The organism is Marivita lacus (assembly GCF_014637725.1).
In the GTDB taxonomy this organism is placed as follows: domain Bacteria; phylum Pseudomonadota; class Alphaproteobacteria; order Rhodobacterales; family Rhodobacteraceae; genus Marivita; species Marivita lacus.
The window spans coordinates 418,311-440,536 of the sequence record NZ_BMFC01000001.1 but is presented as its reverse complement, the minus strand read 5'-3'; the positions used below and the strand labels follow the sequence as shown (position 1 = coordinate 440,536).

Genomic DNA, 22,226 nt, shown 5'->3' with positions numbered 1-22,226 from the left:
GAAGGAGCGAACCCATGGCACACCCCGTGTCGTTGGCCGAGGTTTGGCGCGGCCCATTTCTGGAGAGCCATCATAGTGGTCACGCGGTGATCTGTGACGGGTCAGGGCAGATCGTTTCGGCCTGGGGCGATCCGGATGCGGTCGTGCTGCCGCGCAGTTCGTCCAAGATGATCCAGGCGCTGCCACTGGTCATGTCCGGTGCCGCAGATGCCCGCAGCTTGACCAGTGAGCAACTTGCCTTGGCCTGCGCATCGCACCAGGGCGCGCCGATTCATGTCGACAGGGTGAATCGCTGGCTGGCGGATCTGGGCCTCGATGACGCTGCGCTGTGCTGTGGGCCGCAGGTGAGTCGGGACACCGACCTCAAGCTTGCAATGATCCGCGCCGACGAATCGCCCTGCCGGGTGCACAACAATTGCTCGGGCAAACATGCAGGCTTCCTGACGCTGACACAGCATCTGGGCGCGGGGCCGGATTATGTCGATCCCGACCATCCGGTGCAGCGCGCCTGCCTCGACGCGTTTGAGACGGTGACAGACCTGACCAGCCCGGGTTTCGGAATCGACGGCTGTTCTGCGCCGAACTTTGCCACGACGATGCACGGGATGGCCCGCGCCATGGCGTGGTTCGCCACCGCCGGTCAGCGGTCTGACACGATGAGCACCGCCGCCGCGCGGCTGGTCGAGGCGATGCACACGCATCCCGAACTGGTGGCCGGTGAAGGCCGGGCCTGCACCCGGCTGATGCGTGTGGCCAAGGAACCTGTCGCGCTCAAGACCGGGGCCGAAGGCTATTTCATCGCCATCCTGCCGACCCGCGGTCTTGGCGTGGCGATCAAGGCGGCGGATGGCGCGACACGAGCCGCCGAATGCGCGATTGCCGCGATCCTCGTGCGGCTCGATGTGCTGGATGCGGCCCATCCCGAGGTCAAGGCGTTCCTGAACCCGAGCATTCACAACTGGGACGGGCTTGTCACCGGAGAGATCAGACCAGCGCCCGGATTTCTGGCGTGACGAACTCATCACGGCCATAGCCCTGCAGGAACAGCAGCGCGGTCAGATCGCCATGATTGATTCGCAGCTTGGCCTGCGCCTGCACGCTGGGTTTGGCGTGCAGTGCCACACCGGCACCGGCGCGTTGCAACATGCCAAGGTCATTGGCCCCGTCGCCCACGGCCATGACATCCGCCTCTCTTATACCAAACCGCGCCGAGATTTCCTCGAGCGCGGCAACCTTGGCCTCACGACCCAGAATCGGGCGGGTCACATCCCCGGTCAGGGTGCCGGTCTCGACAAGTAGCGTGTTGGCGCGATTTTCGTCGAATCCCAGCGCTGCGGCCACGGGCCCGGTGAACGCCGTGAACCCGCCCGACACAAGTGCCGCATGCGCGCCATGCGCCTTCATCGTCGCGAGGAGAATGGGGCCGCCCGGCATCAACGTGATCCGGCTGGCCAGCACCTCGGTGATGACACTTTCGGACAATCCCTTGAGCAGGCCAACCCTCTCGATCAGCGCGCCTTCGAAATCCAGCTCTCCGTTCATCGCCCGCGCCGTGATGTCCTTGACATGCGCACCAACGCCCGCAACCTCGGCAAGTTCGTCGATGCATTCCTGCTCGATCATGGTGCTGTCCATGTCTGCGAGCAGCATCTTCTTGCGCCGTCCCGCACTGGGCTGCACGGCAAGGTCGACGCCCTGATCCTGCAACGCGGACCAGCTTGCGTCCGCAGTGTCCGGTTGTTCCGGCATGTCGAATTCGGCCGCCTCGTCGGGCGAGAGCCAGACAAGATCACCACCGCCCCAGGCATTGCGCAGCGCTTCTGCAAGGGCGGGATCAAGCGTTCCGGGTCGGGCGATCAACGTTGTCGTGTACATGGCGCGCGTCCTTTTCAACCGTCGCGGCCATGTAGCGAGGGTGGCGCAAGAAGGCCAGATGGAACAATCGCGCAGGTCCGGTCTTCTTATTTTCAAAAATATCGCCCGCCGGAGGCATCCGACATCGCAAACCGTACGGCATTTGGCAAAGTTTCCGATCCGCAACACGTGCTCTGCGCCGACCCCCAAATGCGTCACAATGGTCGCATTTTCCGACTTGCGCGGCATGCGGCGCCCACATAAACGCAGCAGTGGGACACCCCTCCCCAACGAGGGGCGCTTATCTGGAAGGATAGCATAAATGGCTATTGAACGACCTGCGTCGCACGCAAGCGTGCGCAAACCAACGACGCGGCCGGAAAATCCGCGTTTCTCCTCTGGCCCCTGTGCCAAACCCCCCGTTTTCAAATTGGACAACCTTGCCGACGCGCCCTTGGGCCGCTCGCACCGTGCCGCTGTCGGCAAGGCCAAGCTCAAGGCCGCGATCGAAGAGACGCGCGACCTGCTTGGCGTGCCCGCCGACTACAAGATCGGTATCGTTCCTGCGTCCGACACCGGCGCGGTCGAGATGGCCATGTGGTCTCTGCTTGGGGCCCGCAAAGCCACCATGGTCGCCTGGGAATCCTTCGGCGCTGGCTGGGTCACGGATGTGGTCAAGCAGCTCAAGATCGACGCTGACGTGCAGACAGCCGAATATGGCCAGATCGTTGACATGGCAGCGCTCGATTACGACACCGACGTCGTCTTCACCTGGAATGGCACGACCTCGGGCGTGCGGATGCCGAACGGCAACGCGATCCCGGCAGACCGCGAGGGGCTGACCATCTGCGATGCCACATCGGCAGCCTTTGCGCAGGATCTCCCCTGGGACAAGCTCGATGTCACGACCTTCTCCTGGCAGAAAGTGCTGGGCGGCGAGGCGGCACACGGCATGCTGATCCTGAGCCCGCGCGCGGTGGAACGGCTCGAGTCGTACACACCCGCATGGCCGATGCCCAAGATCTTCCGCATGACCAAGGGCGGCAAGCTGATCGAGGGTATCTTTGTCGGCGAAACGATCAACACGCCGTCGATGCTGGCGGTCGAGGATTACCTGCAGGCGCTCGACTGGGCACGCTCGATCGGTGGTCTGACGGGCCTCATGGCGCGGGCGGATGCCAATGCGCAGGCGATCTTCGATTTCTGCGTGGCCAATGACTGGATCGACAACCTGGCCGAAGACCCGGCAACGCGGTCGAACACCTCGGTCTGTCTCAAGTTCACCGATGACCGCATCGCCGATGGGGCGGTCTTTGCCAAGGCTGTTGCCAAGCGGCTCGAGGCGGAAGGTGTGGCGCTGGATATCGGTGCCTATCGGGACGCGCCTGCCGGTCTGCGCATCTGGTGCGGTGGCACGGTCGAAACCTCGGACATCGAAGCGATGTTGCCATGGCTCGACTGGGCATTCCATGCCGAGATCGAGGCGCTGGCCCAAGCTGCCTGATCGAACACAATCCAGCGCTCATCAAGCCTGACGGCTTTCTTCGCGAAGAAGGGCGTAAGCCCTGATGAGCGCCACCCTTCCCATTTGTTCAAAGGACCACTGACATGGCCCCCCGTGTACTCATTTCCGACAAACTCTCCGATGCTGCCGTTCAGATCTTCCGTGACCGTGGCATTGACGTGGATTTCCAGCCCGATCTGGGCAAGGACAAGGACAAACTGGCCGAAGTGATCGGTCAATATGACGGCCTTGCGATCCGTTCGGCCACCAAGGTCACACAGGCGATCCTCGAGAATGCAACCAACCTCAAGGTGATCGGCCGCGCCGGAATCGGCACTGACAATGTCGACAAGGACGCCGCGTCCAAGAAAGGCGTGATCGTCATGAACACGCCCTTCGGCAACATGATCACCACCGCCGAACATGCCATCGCGATGATGTTCGCCTGTGCGCGGCAGATCCCCGAGGCGTCCGCCTCGACCCATGCGGGAAAGTGGGAAAAGTCCAAATTCATGGGGGTCGAACTGACCGGCAAGACGCTTGGCGTGATCGGCGCGGGCAACATCGGTGGGATCGTCTGTGACCGTGCGCGCGGCCTCAAGATGAAGGTCGTGGCCTATGACCCTTTCCTGGGCGAGGAAAAGGCCAAGCAGATGCAGGTCGAGAAAGTCGAGCTGGAGGATCTGCTCAAGCGCGCCGATTTCATCACGCTGCACGTGCCTCTGACCGACCAGACCAAGAACATCCTGTCTGCCGGAAACCTTGCCAAGACCAAGAAGGGCGTGCGGATCATCAACTGCGCCCGCGGCGGCCTGGTGGACGAAGCCGCGCTGGCGGAACTGCTGAAATCCGGTCATGTCGCCGGTGCTGCCTTTGACGTGTTCGCCGAAGAACCCGCCACCGACAACCCGCTCTTCAACCTGCCCAACGTCGTGTGCACGCCGCATCTGGGTGCTGCCACAACCGAGGCGCAGGAAAACGTGGCGCTCCAGGTGGCGGAACAGATGGCGAATTACCTGCTGACAGGCGCTGTCGAAAACGCGCTCAACATGCCGTCGGTGACCGCCGAAGAGGCCAAGATCATGGGGCCGTGGATCAAGCTGGCCGATCATCTGGGCAGCTTCATCGGCCAGATGACAGACGAGCCGATCAAGGCGATCAACATTCTGTATGACGGTTCGGTGTCCGAGATGAATCTCGAGGCGCTCAACTGTTCCGCCATCGCGGGGATCATGAAGCGTGTGAACCCGGATGTGAACATGGTCAGCGCGCCGCTGATCGCCAAGGAACGCGGTATCAAGATCAGCACGACCAACCAGGCGAAATCGGGCGCCTTCGACGGGTACATCAAGGTTACCGTTGTCACCGCCGAACGGGAACGCTCGATCGCGGGCACCGTGTTCAGCGACGGCAAGCCGCGCTTCATCCAGATCAAGGGCATCAATATCGACGCCGAGATCGGGGCGCACATGGTCTATACCACCAACGAGGACGTGCCGGGCATCATCGGGACGCTGGGCATGACCATGGGCCAGAACAACGTGAACATCGCGAACTTCACGCTGGGCCGGTCTGTTGCCAAGGGTGAGGCGATTGCGTTGCTCTATGTTGACGAGGCGGTGCCCGCCAGTGTGGTGGACAAGCTCAAGGAAACCGGCCTGTTCCGGCAGGTCAAGCCGCTGCAATTCGACGTGGCGTGACCTATTTTGAATTGGCTTCGCCAATCCGATCAATGCGAGAGGGCAAAGCCCTCTCGCATCTTTTTTTGCATATTTGTAAAAAGAAGAAGACGCGGAAAGTCGTCAATCGTAACTGAGCGCCGTCGCCTTGCCTCGGAACACGGTATAGGCCAGCGCGGTATAGCCAAGGATCATCGGCAGAACGAAAAGCGTCCCGATCAGGATAATGAACAGGCTCTCGGGGGCGCTGGCGGCCTCGTAGATGGTGATCTGGTCCGGTACGATGAACGGATAGAACGAATAGGCCATCCCGAAAAAGCCCAACACGAACAGCACGATGGTCGCGGCAAACGGAAACCATGCAAAGCTGTCATCGCTGGTGGGAAGACGGCGCAACGCCACCCACAAGAGCACGATCAGGGCCCCCGACATAAGCGGCAAAGGCAGGAGCAGGAAAAACTCGGGCATCGAGAACCACTTGTCGAAGATGCGCTGGCTGACCAGCGGAGAGGCCACCGAGATTGCGCCAAGGCCCAGCACGACGCCCCAGATGCCGCCTTTCGACCATGCGACCGCCTTGCGCTGCAAATCGCCTTCCGTTTTCAGGATGAGCCAGGTCGCGCCGATAAAGCTGTAGGCGACGGTCAGGAACACGGCGGTCACAACTGAGAAGGCCAGCGTGAACGCTGTTACCTGAAGGCCCATGATGTACATGCCCAGCATGTAGCCTTGGCTGAGCGCGGTCATCATGGAGCCGATATAAAACGCCCTGTCCCATGCGGCCTTGTGGCTGATCGGTGCCTTGACGCGAAACTCGAACGACACGCCGCGCAGGATCAGGCCGACCAGCATCACCGCGACGGGCAGGTACAGCGCCGTCAGAATGGTGCCATGCGCGCTGGGAAAGGCCACCAGCAGGATGCCGATAGCCAGCACGAGCCATGTCTCGTTGGCGTCCCAGAAGGGGCCGATCGAGGCGATCATGCTGTCTTTCTCGTCCTTGTCCGCAAAGGGGAACAGGACACCGACGCCCAGATCGAACCCGTCCAGAACCACGTAGATCAGGATGGACAGGCCAAGCAGGGCTGCGAAAGCGAGGGGCAGCCAGATGGCGGGATCTCCGAAAAGGGTCATGGCTTACTCCGCAGCAACTGTGACGGCGGCCTCTTCGGCAACCGGCATGCGTGGCCCGATCGGTTCACCCTTGGTGGCCTTTCGGGCGAGGTAGAACAGCACGCCGATATAGGCGGACAGGAGTGCCGCGTAGATCACAAGATACACGATCAGCGTCGAGGCGACCATCGGTGCGGGCACATCGGCAACGGCGGCTTCTGTGGTCAGCACGCCTTGCACCAACCATGGCTGACGCCCGATCTCGGTGGTGTACCAGCCTGCCAGCGTTGCGACCCAGCCCGAGAACGCCATCGGCACCATCGCCCAGAGCATCGGCTTTGGCAGACCTTCGACACCGCGCCGCTTGCGCGCCATCAAGAACACGGCGGTCCAGCTGAGCAGCAGCATCGCCATGCCGGTCGCCACCATGATGCGGAAGCTGAAGAACACGGGCGCGACAGGCGGGTGCTGAACTGTGCCATCCTCGGCCACGAAGTCATTGAGTCCCGGCACCACGCCATCTGGCGAATGCTTGAGGATCAGGGACGCGCCGTTGGGGATCGCGATCTCGAAATCATTGGAGCGGGTTTCCTCGTTCGGGATGGCGAACAGCACGAGCGGTACGTTCGGCCCGGTTTCCCAGTTGCCCTCCATCGCCGCCACCTTCTGCGGCTGGTGTTCCAGCGTGTTCAGCCCGTGAAAGTCACCGGCTAGGATTTGCAGCGGGATCAGAATGGCGCCGATGGTCATGCCGGTCTTGATCGTCGCGCGCACACCATCCGACCGATCCCCGATCAGCCAGCGGAACGCACTGAGCCCTGCCAGCAGGAACGCAACGGTCAAACCCGACGCCAGAAGCATGTGCACAAGGCGATATGGCATCGACGGGTTGAAGATGATCGCCCACCAATCGGTCGCAAAGGCCACGCCATCGCGCATCTCGAACCCGGCGGGTGTGTGCATCCAGCTGTTCAGGACGAGGATCCAGAAGGCCGACATGGTTGTCCCGAAGGCCACGAGGAACGTGGACAGCGTGTGCAGCCAGCCAGGGACCTTGGACATCCCGAAGAGCATGATCCCGAGGAACACCGCTTCGAGGAAGAATGCGGTCATCACCTCGTAGGCCAGAAGCGGTCCCGCGATGTTGCCGACGCTTTCCATGAAGCCGGGCCAGTTGGTGCCGAACTGGAAGGACATGGTGATGCCCGACACGACACCCATCGCAAAGCTCAGCGCGAAGACCTTGACCCAGAAGCGATAGGCTTCGAGCCATTTCTGGTCACCCGTCCCGGCAAAGCGCAGCTTGAAGAACAGCAACACCCAACCCAACGCAATGGTGATCGTGGGGAATAGAATGTGAAACGAGATATTTGCACCGAACTGGATGCGCGAAAGGATGAGTGTGTCCATGTTTCGAAGACCTTTGAACAAAACCTTTTCTGTTGTCACATGACATAGGCCTCGAATGCCGGTTTCCCGCCTCCTGCGACAGCATTGCACACCGCGCCGTTTTGACCGCCTGATGCAGATTCTTCCGCAGGTTGTGCGGGTGCGGAAATTCCTGCATGTCGCATCAAGTTTGTCCTAATCGTCTGACAAGAGACGTAACTTTGCAGCGTTCACCTCTCCATAAAAGCCAAATGAGGCGATTTGACTTCTTGCGGGGTGATATATTGTCCAGACCGGCGCTGAGACCGGGAACACTCCAAAGGGGGACAGTATGTCCGAGAAATTCGTCGTTGGATATGATGGCAGCGATGTCGCGAAACGTGCTCTCGATTTCGCCGTATCGCGCGCCAAGGCCCAAGGGGGCAGCATCCTGATCGTTCATGTGCTGGAATGGTCGCCTTATTCCTTCCTCACACCCGAAGAGATCGAGGAACGTCACGCGCGCCGCACCGAAGAACTGGAGCGGGCGGAAACAGCGCTTATGACACCGCTGAAATCCACCATTGCCGCAGCCGGTGTGCCGGTCGAAACCCGGATCAAGTACGGGCATGTGGCAAAGACGCTGTGCGATGTCGCCAAGAAGGAAGGTGCAACGCAGATGGTCATTGGCCGAGACGGCGATGGCGGGCTGTCCAGCCGCGTCTTCGGCTCGGTCGCGGGCTCTCTGGTTCAGGTGGCCCCGGTGCCCTGCACGATCGTTCCCTAACCGCAAAGGAATTTCATAGATGACACGTCTTGTTCCAACGGCGGTTCTTGCTGCCTGCTTTACATTTCCGGCCGCGCTGACGGCCTCGGCCCAATCCATCGACGAAACCATCAACGGTATCTTCGCGAGTTCGACCGGCTGGTTCGTCAACCTGATCTTCAGCAACTTCCCCGGCACCAACTTTCCGTGGATCGTCGCATGGCTGGTGATCGCGGCAACAGTGTTCACCGTCTATTTCGGGGTGATCCAGTTCCGCGCCTTCGGCCACGCCATCGCACTTGTCCGTGGGGATTACTCCGATCCCGACGACGCGGGTGAGGTCAGCCACTTTCAGGCGCTGGCAACCGCGCTTTCGGGCACTGTCGGCCTTGGCAACATCGCCGGGGTGGCGGTGGCCATCGGCATCGGTGGTCCTGGAGCGACGTTCTGGATGATCCTTGCGGGTCTTCTGGGCATGGCGTCGAAATTCACCGAATGTACGCTGGGCGTGAAATATCGCAACGAATACGCCAACGGCAAAGTGTCGGGCGGTCCGATGTATTACCTGACCAAGGGCTTCGCCGAACGCGGCGTGCCGGGAGGGCGGTTCCTCGCGATCCTGTTCTCGATCTTCTGCATCCTTGGCGCGCTGGGCGGCGGCAACATGTTCCAGGCCAATCAGGCCCATGCACAGCTGACCAATGTCTTCGGCGTGTATCCGGGCTGGATCACCGGAATTGTCTTCGCGGGCATCGTGTTCGCGGTCATCGTCGGCGGGATCAAGTCCATCGCGCGGGTGACGGAAAAGGTCGTGCCGATCATGGGCGTGATCTATGTCGGCACCGCGCTGATCATCATCCTGATGAACTACGACATGATCGGCTGGGCCTTTGGCCAGATCTTCGCAGGCGCCTTCACCGGTCTTGGCGTCGCAGGCGGTTTTGTCGGTGCGTTGATCCAGGGCTTCCGTCGCGCCGCCTTCTCGAACGAGGCGGGGGTCGGGTCTGCCGCCATCGCCCACTCGGCGGTCCGCACGAAGGAGCCGATCACCGAAGGCTTCGTATCCCTGCTCGAGCCGCTGATCGACACGGTGATCGTCTGCACCATGACCGCGCTGGTGATCATCATCACCGGACAGCTGATTTCAGATCCGAACACCGGTCTCTACCTTCTCAATGAAGCCGGCACAGCGATCCGGACCGTCGGGGACACATCCGGTGTCGCGCTGACATCGGCGGCGTTCTCGTCCTCCATCGGTGGGTTCAAGTATGTGCTGGCGCTGGCCGTGATCCTCTTTGCCTTCTCCACCATGATCTCGTGGTCCTATTACGGCCTCAAGGCGTGGACCTACCTGTTTGGGGAAAGCAAGACGCAGGAACTGGTCTTCAAGTCGATCTTCTGCCTGTTCGTCGTGATCGGTGCGTCGGCCAGCCTTGGTCCGGTCATCGACTTCTCGGATGCGGCGATCTTTGCGATGGCAGTCGTCAACATCATCGGTCTCTATGTGCTGATGCCGATCGTGAAGCGGGAACTGAACAGCTACTGGTCGCGCCTCAAGTCGGGCGAAATCAAGAAATTCACCTGATCCGGCAGAAATGCCGACAAAGGATCTGGAAAGGGCGGGCCGATCGGTCCGCCCTTTTCCGTGACCGCCGCGCAAAAGCGGTTTCAAAAACCCCGAGACATCATATATCTACCCCTCTCGCGGGCCAAAGGAGACCGCAGCGATGGCAAAGCCGAAGGACAACCCGAACTACAAGGTGATCGCCGACAACCGTCGCGCGCGGTTCGACTATGCCATCGAGGACGATCTGGAAGTGGGCATCATCCTCCAAGGGTCCGAAGTGAAATCCCTGCGCGAGAACAGTGCCAACATCACCGAATGCTACGCCGCCGTCGAAGATGGCGAGCTGTGGCTGGTGAACTCCTATATCGCGCCCTACAACCGCGCGATGTTCCCGCATGAGGAACGCCGCCGCCGCAAGCTTCTGGTGTCGCGCAAGGAATTGTCGCGCCTCTGGAACGAGACCCAGCGCAAGGGCATGACCCTTGTGCCCTTGGTGATGTATTTCAACGACAAGGGCATGGTGAAGATGAAGATCGGCATCGCCAAGGGCAAGAAGAACCACGACAAGCGCGAGACTGAAGCCAAGCGCGACTGGGGCCGTCAGAAACAGCGGCTGCTCAAGAACGCGGGCTGAGGGAAAGGGCTGCGTCCCGTTGGCGAAAAGCGTCGACGCGTCGTACCGCGCCTCGCGGGCAATTACTTGCGCGTCGATCCTTCGGGTTCTATGCAGGATCGACCTTGGCAACCTCGGTGACATGCATGGCACAGGACGACCCGAAAACACTTGTTTCGACTGACTGGCTCGCGTCGCATATGCGCGACCCTGATCTGCGCATTCTGGATGCATCCTGGCACATGCCGGACTCGGGCCGCGATGCCAAAGCCGAATATATCGCCGGACATATCCCCGGAGCACGGTTCTTTGATATCGACGATGTCTCGGACAGCCGATCCGACTTGCCGCACATGGCCCCGCCGATTGAAAAGTTCATGTCGCGCCTGCGGGCGATGGGTGTGGGCGACGGTCATCAGGTGGTTGTCTACGATGCCTCGGGAATCTTGTCCGCCGCCCGCGTCTGGTGGCTGTTCAAGCTGATGGGACAGAACGATATCGCCGTGCTGGACGGCGGGCTGCCGAAATGGGTGGCCGAGGGCCGTGCGCTCGAAGACCTTCCGCCGATCGTGCGCGACCGGCATATGACCGTCCGGCGTCAGGCCCATCTGGTCAAGGACGTCACACAGGTCGCCGCCGCGTCCAAGCTGCGCGATCAGGAAATCATCGACGCGCGATCACCGGGCCGGTTCCGGGGCGAAGAACCCGAACCGCGCCCCGGCATGCGCGGCGGGCACATCCCCGGATCGAAGAACGTCCATTATTCGAGCCTGCTGAACGCCGACAAAACGATGAAATCGCCCGAGGAGACCCGCGCGATCTTCGAGGCGGCGGGCGTGGACCTGTCGAAGCCCGCAATCACCACATGCGGCTCTGGCGTCACGGCGGCGATCCTCTCCTTGGCCATGGCGCGCATGGGCAAGGATGACCATTCCCTTTACGACGGCTCGTGGTCCGAATGGGGAATGTTCCCCACCGTACCCGTGGCCACAGGAGACAACTGATGTTCGAGACTCTCAAGGAACAACCCGCAGACAAGATCCTCGCTCTGGTGCAGACCTACCGCGAGGATCCGCGCGACCCCAAGATCGACCTCGGTGTCGGCGTCTACAAGGACGCGTCGGGCAACACGCCGATCATGCGCGCGGTCAAGCAGGCCGAGCAGCAGCTTTGGGAGGCCGAGACCACCAAGGCCTATACCGGGCTTGCCGGTGATCCGGCCTTTGCCGACGCGATGATCGCGATGGTTCTGGGCGACGCGGTGCCGCGCGCCAATGTGGCTGCGGCAGCAACGCCGGGTGGCACCGGTGCCGTGCGTCAGGGTTTCGACATGATCCGCATGGCGAACCCGGATGCGCGCGTCTTCGTCAGCGACCCGACATGGCCGAACCACCTGTCGATCCTCAAGCACATGGGCATGGAAATGGTGCCCTACCGCTATTTCGACGACGAGTCGCGCGGCGTGGATTTCAACGGCATGATGGAAGACCTCGCGCAGGCCGGTCGGGGGGATGTGGTGCTGGTGCATGGCTGTTGCCACAATCCCACAGGTGCAAACCTGAACATGACCGAATGGAAAGCGCTGGTCGATCTGCTGCTCAAGACCGGCGCGACCCCGATGGTCGACATCGCCTATCAGGGCTTTGGGGATGGCCTCGAGGAAGACGCGGCGGCCACCCGGCTGATCGCGTCCTCGGTGCCGGAAACCATCATTGCGGCAAGCTGTTCCAAGAATTTCGGCATCTACCGCGAACGCACCGGTCTGCTGATGGCGGTTGCCGCCGATGCGTCGGCGCACAAGCTGAACCAGGGCACGCTGGCCTATCTGAACCGGCAGAACTTTTCCTTCCCGCCCGATCATGGCGCGCGGCTTGTGACCATGGTTCTGAGCGATGACGCCTTGCGCGCGGATTGGGCCAAGGAACTGGAAGAGATGCGCACCGGCATGCTCGCACTGCGCGAGCAGCTGGCGGCGGAATTGCAGCGCCTTTCGGGGTCGGATCGTTTCGGCTTTATCGCGCAGCACCGGGGCATGTTCTCGCGGCTTGGGGCGACACCCGAACAGGTGGACCGCCTGCGCGACGAGCACGCGATCTACCTCGTGGGGGATTCGCGGTTGAACATCGCCGGTCTGAACAAGGACTCGGTGCCGATCCTTGCCAAGGCGATGATCGACGTCGGGATCTGATCCCGTCTGAAAGTCCGAAATCCATGGGCGCCTGCGGGCGCCCATTTTGGTTTCAGGTGCCGCGTCATCCAGCGGGGAGCAGTTTGCAAAGTCGTGTTTGCATATTTGCAAAAAGAAGAAGCCGCTAGCCGTGCACCTTGACGCTGTCCTCGGGCGCCTGATCGCGGTCGAACATGCCGTAATTGCGCAACACGTGGCAGACGCGCAGGCGGTAGTCCGAGAAGATGCCGCTCCGGCCCTTGGATTGGGCGTTGCGGTGCGCGGCCAGCTTGCGCCAGCGCAGCACGGCGTCTTCGTCTTCGAAAAAGCTGATCGACAGGAGCTTTTCGGGGTTGGTGAGGCTTTGGAACCGTTCGACCGAGATGAAGCCTTCAACCTCTTCCACCATGGGGCGCATGGTGGCGGCGATGTCGAGATAGGCGTCTTTCTGGCCCTCGGCGGGCGTGAGTTCGAAGATGATGGCGATCATTTTGGGTTCCCTTTTTTGCGGGACACTGATCCCTGCATCGTCCGGCACTGTCAATCCGGGTTTCCGCGGGTGAAGGGCAGGGGCATCGGCGGTTTGTACGGTTTGGTCGTTGAAACATACGGTTCGATCCGACGGGACGGATCGGGTGTCAGGATGTGCCGCAAGAGCGCCAGCGGGTGGCGGCGCAGGGTGAGGCGCATGGACACGTAATCCTCGACCACCTGTTCGCCTTCGGTCATCTGCGGCAGCAATGCGGCGGGTTCATGGATGGCTTCGCCGTCGATATCGCCATCGAAAAGCGGCAGGGTCTTGCGGGTGGTAAGCGCCTTGGCCTCCCACAGGGCCTGACGGCGGGTGAGGCGCAGGTCGCGGAAGGTGTCGGCCTCGGCCAGACGCGCGATGGTGGCGGGGTCCAGCCCGGCGCGGCGCCAGAGGTCACGCACGCTCTGGTAGCCATTGCCGCGCCCGGCGGCGATCCAGGCGGCGTCTTCTTCGTTCAGGCCCTTGATCTGGCGGAAGCCCAGCCGCAGGGCAAGACCGCCCTTGGCGTCAGGCTCCATCACGTTGTCCCAGAAGCTGGCATTGATGCAGACGGGCAGAACGGTGACGCCATGTTCGCGCGCGTCGCGCACGATCTGGGCGGGCGCGTAGAAGCCCATGGGTTGGGAGTTCAGCAGCGCGCAGGCGAAGATGCCGGGGTGGTGGTGCTTGATCCATGCGCTTGCATAGACCAGCAGGGCAAAGCTGGCGGCGTGGCTTTCGGGAAAGCCGTAAGAGCCGAAGCCTTCGATCTGCGAGAAACAGCGTTCGGCGAAATCCTCGTCATAGCCCTTGTTGCGCATGCCGCGCATGAAAAGCGTGCGGAACTCTGACACGTTGCCGTGTTTCTTGAAGGTCGCCAGAGACCGGCGCAGGCGGTCGGCCTGTTCGGGAGTGAAGCCCGCGCCGACAATGGCGATCTGCATCGCCTGTTCCTGAAAGAGCGGCACGCCCAACGTCTTGCCCAGCACCGCGCCCAATTCGTCCGACGGAAAGCTGACTGCCTCTTCGCTATTGCGGCGGCGAATATACGGATGGACCATGTCGCCCTGAATAGGGCCGGGGCGGATGATGGCGACCTCGATCACCAGATCGTAGAAGGTGCGGGGCTTCATGCGCGGCAGGAAGTTCATCTGCGCACGGGATTCGACCTGGAAGACGCCGATGCTGTCGGCTTTGCAGAGCATGTCGTAGACGCTGGGGTCTTCGGGCGGCAGGGTGGCGAGGTTGTAGCTCTGGCCGTGATGCAGGGTCATCAGGTCGAACGCCTTGCGAATGCAGGACAGCATGCCAAGCGCCAGCACATCGACCTTGAGGATGCCGAGCGCGTCGATATCGTCCTTGTCCCAGCAGATGACGGTGCGGTCCTCCATCGTGGCGTTTTCGATCGGGACCAGTTCATCCAGCCGGCCTTCGGTGATGATGAAGCCGCCGACATGCTGCGACAGGTGGCGGGGGAAGCCGATGATCTCGAAGATCAGCTCCATCGTCAGCATGAGGCGGTGGTCGTCGGGATCGAGACCGATCTCGCGCATGCGGTGCTCTTCGAGGCCATTGGTCGAGAAGAAGCCCCAGAGTTGCGACGACAGCGCGCCGATGGTGTCCTGTGACAGGCCCATCGCGCTGCCCACCTCGCGGATGGCGCGTTTGCCGCGATAGTGGATGACGGTGGCGCAGAGGCCCGCGCGGTGCCGGCCGTAGCGGTCGTAGATATGCTGGATCACCTCTTCGCGGCGTTCATGTTCGAAATCGACGTCGATGTCGGGCGGCTCGTCTCGCGCCTCGGAGACAAACCGTTCGAACACCATCGTCCCGATTTCGGGGCTGACCGAGGTGACGCCGAGGCAGTAGCAGACCACCGAGTTGGCGGCGGACCCGCGCCCCTGACAGAGGATGCCGCGGTCGCGGGCGAAGGCCACGATGTCGCGCACGGTGAGGAAATAGGGCTCGTAGTGCAACTTGCCGATCAGGGTCAGTTCATGGGCGAGCAGTTTTTTCACCTTGTCTGGTGCGCCATGCGGGTAGCGCCATTTCAGTCCCTCATGGGCGAGGCGCGAGAGGCGCTGGGGGGCGGTCTCAGACCCGGTGATCTCGCTTGGATATTCGTAGCGCAGCTGGCCCAGATCGAATTGGCAGGCCTCGGCCAGTTGTGCGGCGCGTGTGACAGCCTCGGCATGGGGGCCAAGCAGGCGGCGCATCTCGGGGTCCGAGCGCAGGCGCTGTTCGCCATTGGCCAGCGCGCGGGTGCCCAGCTCGTCGACGCGGCAGCCCTGGCGGATGGCGGTGACCACATCGGCCATCTTGCGGCGGCGGCCATGGTGCATGAGCGGTGTGGCCGAGGCGATGGTGGGCAGGCCAAGAGTGTCGGCCAGATCTGCGATCCGGTCGAAATGCTGCCTGTCGCGCCCGTCATACCGCGGGCTGAGCACGACATGGGTGTGCCCGGCAAAGCGGCGCCCCAGCCGTTCCGCCTGTGAGGACCACTCACCCGCGCCGCTCTTCGTCGCCTGGGCTTGTGTCGGCGGGTGCAGGAGCCAGTGCAGGCCGTCCGTGCATTGGAGCAGATCGTCCAGCGTCAGGTGGCAGTCGCCCTTGGGCGCCCGGCGGCGTCCGGTGGTGATGAGGCGACACAACTGCGCCCAGCCTTGTCGCGTGGCCGCCAGCGCGGTGGCGGTGAAGCCGGTGTCTGTGACGATGCGCGCGCCGGGGATCAGTCGGGGGACATGGGTGAGGACAAAGCTGCGCTGGTGGTCGATGTGATCCGGTACCGGCGGGCCGATGGGACCATTGCGCGCCTCGAGCTCGGCGCGTTCGCGGATCAGCCTCCGGAGGTTCTTCCCTTCGGTCCAGGCCCGGACGATGCCCGCCACCGAATTGGTGTCGGTGATGGCGATGGTGGACAGACCCAAAGTGGCGGCACGCTCCATGTACTCCTCGGGGTGGGAGGCCCCGGTGAGGAAGGTGAAATTGGAGGTGATCGACAGCTCTGCGAACATGTCTGTCTTTTATGTTCTTATTTTGTTCTTTTTCAAATGATTCGAGTCATCCAAAGGGCGGACCTTTGCAGGCGTCGTGCAGGAGTATTTGGAACAAGAAGAAGATCAGGGGGCAGGCACCGACAGCCATGTCAGCACATGGGAGTCGGTCACGCGGTGGTGGATGTCGAAGCGGCGGCCCTTTGGCAGGGTTTCAGTGAGATCGGTGGTCAGGGACAGGGCCAGGCTGTCGCTTGTCGGTGGCGCGATCAGTTCGGCGGCATCGAAGCCGAAATGGCGACCGACCTGCGGATAAAGCGCCTTGAAGAGCGACTCCTTGGCCGAGAAGGTCAGCGTGGCGTTGATGGCTGCGGGCAGCGGGCCTTTGGCGATCCTGTCGCGTTCGGTGGGGTTCAGAGTTTCGGTCAGGATCGCCGTCAGGCTGCGGCCTGATGCGATGGCCTCCGTATCGACGCCGTAGCTGCGGCTGGTGTCGCGCGACAGCAGGCAGGCGCAGCGGCCCCTTGCGTGGCTGATCGAGCCGGCAAGACCTTCGGGCCAGAGCGGCGCGCGGCCGGGTGTGGTGGTCACGGATGCCGGTGGATGCTCGAGCAGCGCCATTGCGGCAGATGCCATCGCACGGCCCGCGAGGTAATCGGCACGGCGTTTGTCCACGGCGCGGTCCAGTGTGTCGGGGCAGAGGATGTCCAGCGCGTCGAAGAGGCTCTGCGAGAATGCGGCGGTCTCATAGCTGGCGGCAACGAGGACAGCACCCGGAACCAGGCTGTCCTTGGCTCCGATGTCGGAGAGGAAGCCGTTGGACCGGGAGTGCATGTCGATGAGGGCCTGGTGGGTCATGGACGTGTGAAATCCCTGCAAGCCCGAGAATGGTCAAGCAAAATCCACCGGGGCGGATTTACTTGGTCTGGGGGCGGCGCTAGGGCTTTGACGACAAAAGGAGTGATGGCATGTCGGAGCCGGGGCGCAGCCGAGGCGTGATGTATGTGGCCTGGGGCAAGGCGCATGTGGATGTGGCGCGGCGGTCGGCTGCGTCGGTGAAAAAGCGCAACCCGGGGATGCCCTGTGCGATCTGGTGTGCCGAGGATGACGACACCACGGGGTTCGATCAGAAGCTGGTCATTCCGGCCGACATGACCCGGCCCAAGGTGGGGGCGCTGAAGTTCAGCCCTTACGACGAAACCCTGTATCTGGACAATGACACCATGATCCGGGCCGATCTGTCGTCCTTGTTCGACCTGTTGCTGAAGTTCGACCTGTGCGGCGCGCATGTGATGCTGTGGCATCGGCCGCGACACAGGCGGATGTGGCAAACCGAGGTGCCCGAGACCTTTCCCGAGATCAATTGCGGGGTGTTGTTGTATCGCAAGAACGCGGCTACGGACCGGTTTTTTGAAGATTGGCAGGCGGCCTATGATGCGGCGGGGATGAAGATCGACCAGCCGACGTTCCGGGAAACGCTGTGGCATTCCGATCTGCGGTTCTACGTGTTCCCGCCGCAGTTCAACAAGCGGATCTTCGAGGCGTCGGAGCTGATCTGGTCGGACCAGCCGAAACCACGCATCCTGCATTTGCCGATCCTGCGGCCGCAGAAAAGCGCGTTCAAGCGGTGGTTTTCGAACCTGATCCGATAGGGGCTGCGGACGCCGCGTCGTGGCTTGTGTGCTCCCGGTGGGCATGTCAGCATCACGGTTCAAGGAGTGGGGTTCCATGAAGACGACGCAGACAGACAATGTGCATTTGCCGCAGACGCTGGAGCCGCGAAATCCCGGCATGGCGCTGGATCTGGATTGGGTGATGCGCGCCACCGCGAACAGGTCGGCGATCGAACGGCGCGCGGCAACGTTGCCGGGGCGGCGGTCGGTGAAGAAGGATCATCAGGCGGCGTGGCTGTGTCGGGCGGTGACCTGTATCGACCTGACAACGCTGGCCGGCGACGACACGGTGGGACGGGTGAACCGGCTGTGCTCCAAGGCGCGCCAGCCGGTGCGGGCCGATCTGTTGCAGGCGCTGGGCATGGAGGGGCTGAAAGTCGGGGCGGTCTGCGTTTACCACGACATGGTCGCGCCTGCCGTTGATGCTCTGGCCGGGTCGGGCATTCCGGTTGCGGCGGTCAGCACGGGGTTCCCGGCGGGCCTCTCGCCGTTCCACCTGCGGGTGGCCGAGATCGAGGAAAGCGTGAAGTCCGGTGCTGCCGAGATCGACATCGTGATCTCGCGCAGGCATGTGCTGACCGGGAACTGGCAGGCGCTGTATGACGAGATGCGCGCCTTTCGCGCTGCCTGTGGCGAGGCGCATGTGAAGGCAATCCTGGCCACCGGAGAGCTTGGGACGTTGCAGAACGTGGCACGGGCGTCGCTTGTTTGCATGATGGCGGGTGCCGATTTCATCAAGACCTCGACCGGGAAGGAAAGCGTGAACGCCACGCTGCCGGTGTCTCTGGTGATGATCCGGGCGATCCGCGATTATTTCGAGGAAACCGGCTACCGGGTGGGTTACAAGCCTGCGGGCGGGATTTCCAAGGCCAAGGATGCCTTGGTGTATCTTGCGCTGATGAAGGAAGAGCTGGGTGACCGCTGGGTGCAGAACGACCTGTTCCGGTTTGGCGCGTCGTCCCTGCTGGGCGATATCGAGCGGCAGTTGGAACATCACGTGACCGGGGCCTATTCGGCCTCGTGGCGGCACGCTTCCGGGTGATGTCGTGTTTGCATATTTTTGAAAAGAAGAAGCCATGACCGTGCGAGAGAAATTCGAGAGTATGGATTACGGGACCGCGCCGGAATCGGCGGCGGATGCGCTGGCGTGGCTGATCGACCAGGGCGACCGGTTCGGACATTTCATCGACGGGCGCATGACCGAACCGGGTGATGTCTTCGAGAGCCGAAACCCGGCTACCGGTGAGGTGCTGGCGCATGTGTCTCAGGCGACACAGGCCGATGTAGATGCGGCCGTTGCGGCGGCGCGCAGGGCGCAGAAGGGCTGGGCCAAGCTCGGCGGGCCGGGTCGCGCGCGGTACATCTATGCATTGGCGCGGCTTTTGCAGAAACACGCGCGGCTCTTCGCGGTGCTGGAAAGCCTCGACAACGGCAAGCCGATCCGGGAGAGCCGGGATATTGACATCCCCCTCGCGCAGCGGCATTTCTACTATCACGCAGGGCAGGCGCAGCTGTTTGACAGCGAATATGTCGGGCGCGACGTGCATGGGGTTTGCGGTCAGGTGGTGCCGTGGAACTTTCCGCTGCTCATGCTGGCGTGGAAGGTCGCACCAGCGCTCGCGGCGGGCAACACGGTAGTGTTGAAGCCTGCGGAGTACACCTCGCTGACGGCGCTTCTGTTCGCGGATATCTGCCGTCAGGCCGGACTGCCGAAAGGTGTGGTGAACATCGTCACCGGTGATGGCAGCGTGGGCGAGATGATCGTCACACACCCGGACGTGGACAAGGTTGCCTTTACCGGATCGACTGCCGTGGGGCGGCGTATTCGCGAGGCGACCGCCGGTTCCGGAAAGGCGCTGACGCTCGAGTTGGGCGGCAAGTCGCCCTACATCGTGTTCGAGGATGCCGATCTCGATAGCGCGGTCGAGGGTCTCGTCGATGCGATCTGGTTCAATCAGGGGCAGGTCTGCTGTGCGGGATCGCGGCTCTTGGTTCAGGAAGCTGTCGCGGAGCGGTTCCACGCCAAACTGCGTGCGCGGATGGACAGGCTGCGGGTCGGGTCGCCCTTGGACAAGTCGATCGACGTGGGCGCGATTGTCGATCCGAAACAGTTGGAGACCATCACGCGACTGGTGGACGGCAACACGGCGGGGGAAACCTATCGGGCGAACTGCGACATGCCGGAAACGGGCTGCTTCTATCCGCCGACGCTGATCACCGGGCTGAGCAGCGCTGATCCGCTGATGCAGGAAGAGATATTCGGCCCGGTTCTGGTGGGAACCACGTTCCGCACGCCGTCCGAGGCGGTCGATCTGGCGAACAACACGCGCTACGGGCTGGCGGCGACGCTCTGGAGCGAGAATATCAATGTCGCTCTGGATATCGCGCCCAAGCTGGCTGCCGGTGTGGTCTGGATCAACGGAACCAACATGTTCGACGCCGCAGCGCCCTTTGGCGGTGTGCGCGAAAGCGGGTTCGGGCGCGAGGGTGGGCCGGAAGGGATGATGGCCTACACCAAGCCATCGGGCTCCGGCAAGGCGCTGGGCAAGGTCGCAGGCTTCAGCAGCGGGCCGGATACGGAACCACAGGCGGTGGACCGGACCGCGAAGCTCTATGTCGGGGGCAAGCAGGCGCGGCCCGATGGGGGCTATGCCTACGAGGTGTACACCAAGGCGGGCAAGCTGATCGGGCAGGCGCCGCTTGCGAACCGCAAGGATGTACGCAACGCGGTCGAGGCGGCGCGGGGGGCGTCGGGCTGGGCCGGGACGACGGCGCATCTGCGCGCGCAGATCCTTTACTACATCGCCGAGAACCTTGCGGCGCGGAAAGACGATTTCACGGCGCGGATCAACCAGATGACCGGCGTGCGCACGGGTGCAAAAGAGGTGGATGTGGCGGTGGACCGATTGTTCACCTATGCCGCCTGGGCCGACAAGTTCGACGGGCGCGTGGCGCAGGTGCCCTTGCGCGGTGTGGCGCTGGCCATGCGCGAACCCTGTGGCGTGATCGGGGCGTTTTGCCCGGACGATCATCCGCTTCTGGGTCTCGTGTCGGTGATGGCGCCCGCGATCGCGATGGGCAACCGGGTTGTGCTGGTCGCGTCGGAACCGTTCCCGCTGGCGGCCACGGATTTATACCAGGTGCTGGACACGTCGGATGTGCCGGGCGGGGTGGTCAATATCCTGACCGGGCGACACGCAGAGCTTGCGCCGACGCTGGCGGGCCACATGGATGTGGAGACGGTCTGGTCGTTCTCGTCGTCCGACCTTTCGGCCGAGATCGAGCGTGGTGCGGCTGGCAATCTCAAGCGGACATGGGTCAACAACGGGCGCAGCCGCGACTGGCTGGGGGCCGAAGGCGAGGGCCGCGCATTCCTTGATGCGGCGACCGAAACCAAGACAGTGTGGGTTCCTTACGGCGCATGATCGCCAATTTTCGTGCAGGTCATTGAGAATTCCTCAGTGCGGTGCTATTTTCAAGTCACCCAGCGCCGGGGCGGAACGGCGTTTTTACCTAGGAGGACGATGTCCTGTCTTTTCAAACGGATGTGGCGCGTGCCACTGACGGGGGTCTGCCCATGACCGGCACACCCGGAACCGGATCAGCCAGCGAAGCGACGCTCGCGGTGATTCTCTCTGAACTCGACGATAACAAAGCCGAAGACATCGTGCAGATCGATCTGCGCGGCAAAACGTCGATCGGCGATTACATGGTTGTGTGCTCGGGGCGCTCGACCCGCCAGGTGTCGGCATTGGCCGAAAAGCTGGTGGAAACGTTGAAAGCCGAGCGCGGTATCCTGTCCAAGATCGAGGGCAAGGAAACCGGCGATTGGGTGCTGATCGACACGGGCGACGTGATCGTTCACATCTTCCGGCCCGAAGTGCGGGAGTTCTACCAGTTGGAAAAAATGTGGCTCCCGGCAGGGACTGCACTGACCAACTAGGATGCGGGTACATCTTCGCGCGGTCGGGCGGCTGGGAGGCCGCTCGGAGGAACGCGCGCTGACCGACGATTACCTGTCTCGCTTCGGCCAGACAGGTCGCAGCCTTGGTTGGCGCTTCGACGGCGAGACCGAGGTCGAGGACAAGAAGAACGGCGGGATGGCGTCAGAGGCCGCGTTGCTGCGGGCGGCAATCCCGGCGGGTTCCCTTCTGGTCTGCCTCGACGAGCGGGGCTGCGTGATGTCCTCTCCTGAATTTGCGAGAAAACTGCAGGGCTGGGCCGACCATGGTCGGGCGGATGTCTGTTTCGTCATCGGTGGCGCGGACGGGATCGACCCGTCGCTGCGGACCGAGGCAGAGTTTCTTCTGTCCTTCGGCAAGATGGTCTGGCCGCACAAGCTGGTGCGGGTGATGATTGCAGAGCAGCTCTATCGGGCCGCGTCGATCATCGCGGGGACGCCGTATCATCGGGATTAG

19 protein-coding genes are annotated in these 22,226 nt (G+C 62.5%); 13 read left to right on the top strand and 6 right to left on the bottom strand.

Going from position 1 to position 22,226, the window contains the following annotated elements; all coding sequences use genetic code 11:
• Positions 1 to 14 precede the first annotated feature (14 nt).
• Positions 15 to 1,013 carry an asparaginase gene (locus IEV82_RS02205; protein ID WP_188480309.1) on the top strand — a complete coding sequence of 333 codons (999 nt, stop codon included), beginning with the start codon at positions 15 to 17 and terminating at the stop codon, positions 1,011 to 1,013.
• On the opposite strand, the gene serB is transcribed toward IEV82_RS02205, so the two are convergent.
• Positions 985 to 1,875: a phosphoserine phosphatase SerB gene (gene serB, locus IEV82_RS02200; RefSeq protein ID WP_188480308.1), complete on the bottom strand. Its 891-nt coding sequence runs from the start codon at positions 1,873 to 1,875 to the stop codon at positions 985 to 987. The genes IEV82_RS02205 and serB overlap by 29 nt on opposite strands.
• Before the next feature lie 301 nt (positions 1,876 to 2,176).
• Here serB and IEV82_RS02195 point away from each other — a divergent pair, with 301 nt between their 5' ends.
• Both IEV82_RS02195 and serA read left to right on the top strand, forming a co-directional pair.
• Complete coding sequence (locus tag IEV82_RS02195; protein ID WP_188480307.1) at positions 2,177 to 3,358, top strand: phosphoserine transaminase; 1,182 nt, start codon at positions 2,177 to 2,179, stop codon at positions 3,356 to 3,358.
• Between the two features lie 104 nt (positions 3,359 to 3,462).
• Complete coding sequence (serA, locus tag IEV82_RS02190; protein WP_188480306.1) at positions 3,463 to 5,058, top strand: phosphoglycerate dehydrogenase; 1,596 nt, start codon at positions 3,463 to 3,465, stop codon at positions 5,056 to 5,058.
• A gap of 102 nt (positions 5,059 to 5,160) precedes the next feature.
• Here the strand turns inward: serA and IEV82_RS02185 are convergent, their stop codons facing one another.
• Positions 5,161 to 6,171: a cytochrome d ubiquinol oxidase subunit II gene (locus IEV82_RS02185; protein ID WP_188480305.1), complete on the bottom strand. Its 1,011-nt coding sequence runs from the start codon at positions 6,169 to 6,171 to the stop codon at positions 5,161 to 5,163.
• Positions 6,172 to 6,174: 3 nt separating this feature from the next.
• Positions 6,175 to 7,560 (bottom strand): cytochrome ubiquinol oxidase subunit I, encoded by a 1,386-nt coding sequence (locus IEV82_RS02180; protein WP_188480304.1) that lies wholly within the window; start codon positions 7,558 to 7,560, stop codon positions 6,175 to 6,177.
• 310 nt (positions 7,561 to 7,870) lie between these two features.
• On the opposite strand from IEV82_RS02180, the gene IEV82_RS02175 reads away from it, so the two are divergent.
• The 5 genes from IEV82_RS02175 (at position 7,871) to IEV82_RS02155 (ending at position 12,652) form a co-directional block, all read left to right on the top strand.
• Entirely contained in the window at positions 7,871 to 8,305 is a 435-nt protein-coding gene (locus IEV82_RS02175; RefSeq protein ID WP_188480303.1) for a universal stress protein, read from the top strand.
• Positions 8,306 to 8,324: 19 nt separating this feature from the next.
• Positions 8,325 to 9,869: an alanine/glycine:cation symporter family protein gene (locus tag IEV82_RS02170; RefSeq protein ID WP_188480302.1), complete on the top strand. Its 1,545-nt coding sequence runs from the start codon at positions 8,325 to 8,327 to the stop codon at positions 9,867 to 9,869.
• 142 nt (positions 9,870 to 10,011) lie between these two features.
• Positions 10,012 to 10,485 (top strand): SsrA-binding protein SmpB, encoded by a 474-nt coding sequence (smpB, locus tag IEV82_RS02165; RefSeq protein ID WP_188480301.1) that lies wholly within the window; start codon positions 10,012 to 10,014, stop codon positions 10,483 to 10,485.
• 125 nt (positions 10,486 to 10,610) lie between these two features.
• Positions 10,611 to 11,468, top strand: a complete 858-nt coding sequence (sseA, locus tag IEV82_RS02160) for a 3-mercaptopyruvate sulfurtransferase (RefSeq protein WP_188480300.1) — start codon at positions 10,611 to 10,613, stop codon at positions 11,466 to 11,468.
• Positions 11,468 to 12,652, top strand: a complete 1,185-nt coding sequence (locus IEV82_RS02155) for an amino acid aminotransferase (protein WP_188480299.1) — start codon at positions 11,468 to 11,470, stop codon at positions 12,650 to 12,652. Before sseA ends, IEV82_RS02155 begins: the two co-directional genes overlap by 1 nt.
• Before the next feature lie 124 nt (positions 12,653 to 12,776).
• On the opposite strand, the gene IEV82_RS02150 is transcribed toward IEV82_RS02155, so the two are convergent.
• From IEV82_RS02150 to IEV82_RS02140, 3 genes are all read right to left on the bottom strand, one after another.
• Positions 12,777 to 13,121 carry an antibiotic biosynthesis monooxygenase family protein gene (locus IEV82_RS02150; protein WP_188480298.1) on the bottom strand — a complete coding sequence of 115 codons (345 nt, stop codon included), beginning with the start codon at positions 13,119 to 13,121 and terminating at the stop codon, positions 12,777 to 12,779.
• Positions 13,122 to 13,171: 50 nt separating this feature from the next.
• Entirely contained in the window at positions 13,172 to 16,156 is a 2,985-nt protein-coding gene (locus IEV82_RS02145) for an error-prone DNA polymerase (RefSeq protein ID WP_188480297.1), read from the bottom strand.
• Between the two features lie 105 nt (positions 16,157 to 16,261).
• Complete coding sequence (locus tag IEV82_RS02140) at positions 16,262 to 16,993, bottom strand: 4'-phosphopantetheinyl transferase family protein (protein WP_188480296.1); 732 nt, start codon at positions 16,991 to 16,993, stop codon at positions 16,262 to 16,264.
• Between the two features lie 110 nt (positions 16,994 to 17,103).
• On the opposite strand from IEV82_RS02140, the gene IEV82_RS02135 reads away from it, so the two are divergent.
• The 5 genes from IEV82_RS02135 to rlmH all read left to right on the top strand — a co-directional run bounded on the left by IEV82_RS02135 (position 17,104) and on the right by rlmH (position 22,226).
• Positions 17,104 to 17,787, top strand: a complete 684-nt coding sequence (locus tag IEV82_RS02135; RefSeq protein ID WP_188480295.1) for a hypothetical protein — start codon at positions 17,104 to 17,106, stop codon at positions 17,785 to 17,787.
• Between the two features lie 76 nt (positions 17,788 to 17,863).
• Positions 17,864 to 18,850, top strand: a complete 987-nt coding sequence (deoC, locus tag IEV82_RS02130) for a deoxyribose-phosphate aldolase (protein ID WP_188480294.1) — start codon at positions 17,864 to 17,866, stop codon at positions 18,848 to 18,850.
• A gap of 34 nt (positions 18,851 to 18,884) precedes the next feature.
• On the top strand, positions 18,885 to 21,233 hold the full coding sequence (locus IEV82_RS02125) for an aldehyde dehydrogenase family protein (protein ID WP_188480293.1): 2,349 nt from the start codon (positions 18,885 to 18,887) through the stop codon (positions 21,231 to 21,233).
• Between the two features lie 152 nt (positions 21,234 to 21,385).
• Positions 21,386 to 21,751: a ribosome silencing factor gene (rsfS, locus tag IEV82_RS02120; RefSeq protein WP_188480292.1), complete on the top strand. Its 366-nt coding sequence runs from the start codon at positions 21,386 to 21,388 to the stop codon at positions 21,749 to 21,751.
• A 1-nt stretch (position 21,752) separates the two neighbouring features.
• Positions 21,753 to 22,226, top strand: a complete 474-nt coding sequence (gene rlmH / locus IEV82_RS02115; protein ID WP_188480291.1) for a 23S rRNA (pseudouridine(1915)-N(3))-methyltransferase RlmH — start codon at positions 21,753 to 21,755, stop codon at positions 22,224 to 22,226.

Coding starts and splice junctions, on each gene's coding strand:
- IEV82_RS02150 (WP_188480298.1), bottom strand. CDS start 13,121: ATGATCGCCATCATCTTCGAACTCACGCCCGCCGAGGGCCAGAAAGAC.
- IEV82_RS02175 (WP_188480303.1), top strand. CDS start 7,871: ATGTCCGAGAAATTCGTCGTTGGATATGATGGCAGCGATGTCGCGAAA.
- IEV82_RS02185 (WP_188480305.1), bottom strand. CDS start 6,171: ATGACCCTTTTCGGAGATCCCGCCATCTGGCTGCCCCTCGCTTTCGCA.
- sseA (WP_188480300.1), top strand. CDS start 10,611: ATGGCACAGGACGACCCGAAAACACTTGTTTCGACTGACTGGCTCGCG.
- smpB (WP_188480301.1), top strand. CDS start 10,012: ATGGCAAAGCCGAAGGACAACCCGAACTACAAGGTGATCGCCGACAAC.
- IEV82_RS02145 (WP_188480297.1), bottom strand. CDS start 16,156: ATGTTCGCAGAGCTGTCGATCACCTCCAATTTCACCTTCCTCACCGGG.
- serB (WP_188480308.1), bottom strand. CDS start 1,875: ATGTACACGACAACGTTGATCGCCCGACCCGGAACGCTTGATCCCGCC.
- rlmH (WP_188480291.1), top strand. CDS start 21,753: ATGCGGGTACATCTTCGCGCGGTCGGGCGGCTGGGAGGCCGCTCGGAG.
- rsfS (WP_188480292.1), top strand. CDS start 21,386: ATGACCGGCACACCCGGAACCGGATCAGCCAGCGAAGCGACGCTCGCG.
- IEV82_RS02180 (WP_188480304.1), bottom strand. CDS start 7,560: ATGGACACACTCATCCTTTCGCGCATCCAGTTCGGTGCAAATATCTCG.
- deoC (WP_188480294.1), top strand. CDS start 17,864: ATGAAGACGACGCAGACAGACAATGTGCATTTGCCGCAGACGCTGGAG.
- IEV82_RS02205 (WP_188480309.1), top strand. CDS start 15: ATGGCACACCCCGTGTCGTTGGCCGAGGTTTGGCGCGGCCCATTTCTG.
- IEV82_RS02195 (WP_188480307.1), top strand. CDS start 2,177: ATGGCTATTGAACGACCTGCGTCGCACGCAAGCGTGCGCAAACCAACG.
- serA (WP_188480306.1), top strand. CDS start 3,463: ATGGCCCCCCGTGTACTCATTTCCGACAAACTCTCCGATGCTGCCGTT.
- IEV82_RS02155 (WP_188480299.1), top strand. CDS start 11,468: ATGTTCGAGACTCTCAAGGAACAACCCGCAGACAAGATCCTCGCTCTG.
- IEV82_RS02135 (WP_188480295.1), top strand. CDS start 17,104: ATGTCGGAGCCGGGGCGCAGCCGAGGCGTGATGTATGTGGCCTGGGGC.
- IEV82_RS02140 (WP_188480296.1), bottom strand. CDS start 16,993: ATGACCCACCAGGCCCTCATCGACATGCACTCCCGGTCCAACGGCTTC.
- IEV82_RS02170 (WP_188480302.1), top strand. CDS start 8,325: ATGACACGTCTTGTTCCAACGGCGGTTCTTGCTGCCTGCTTTACATTT.
- IEV82_RS02125 (WP_188480293.1), top strand. CDS start 18,885: ATGACCGTGCGAGAGAAATTCGAGAGTATGGATTACGGGACCGCGCCG.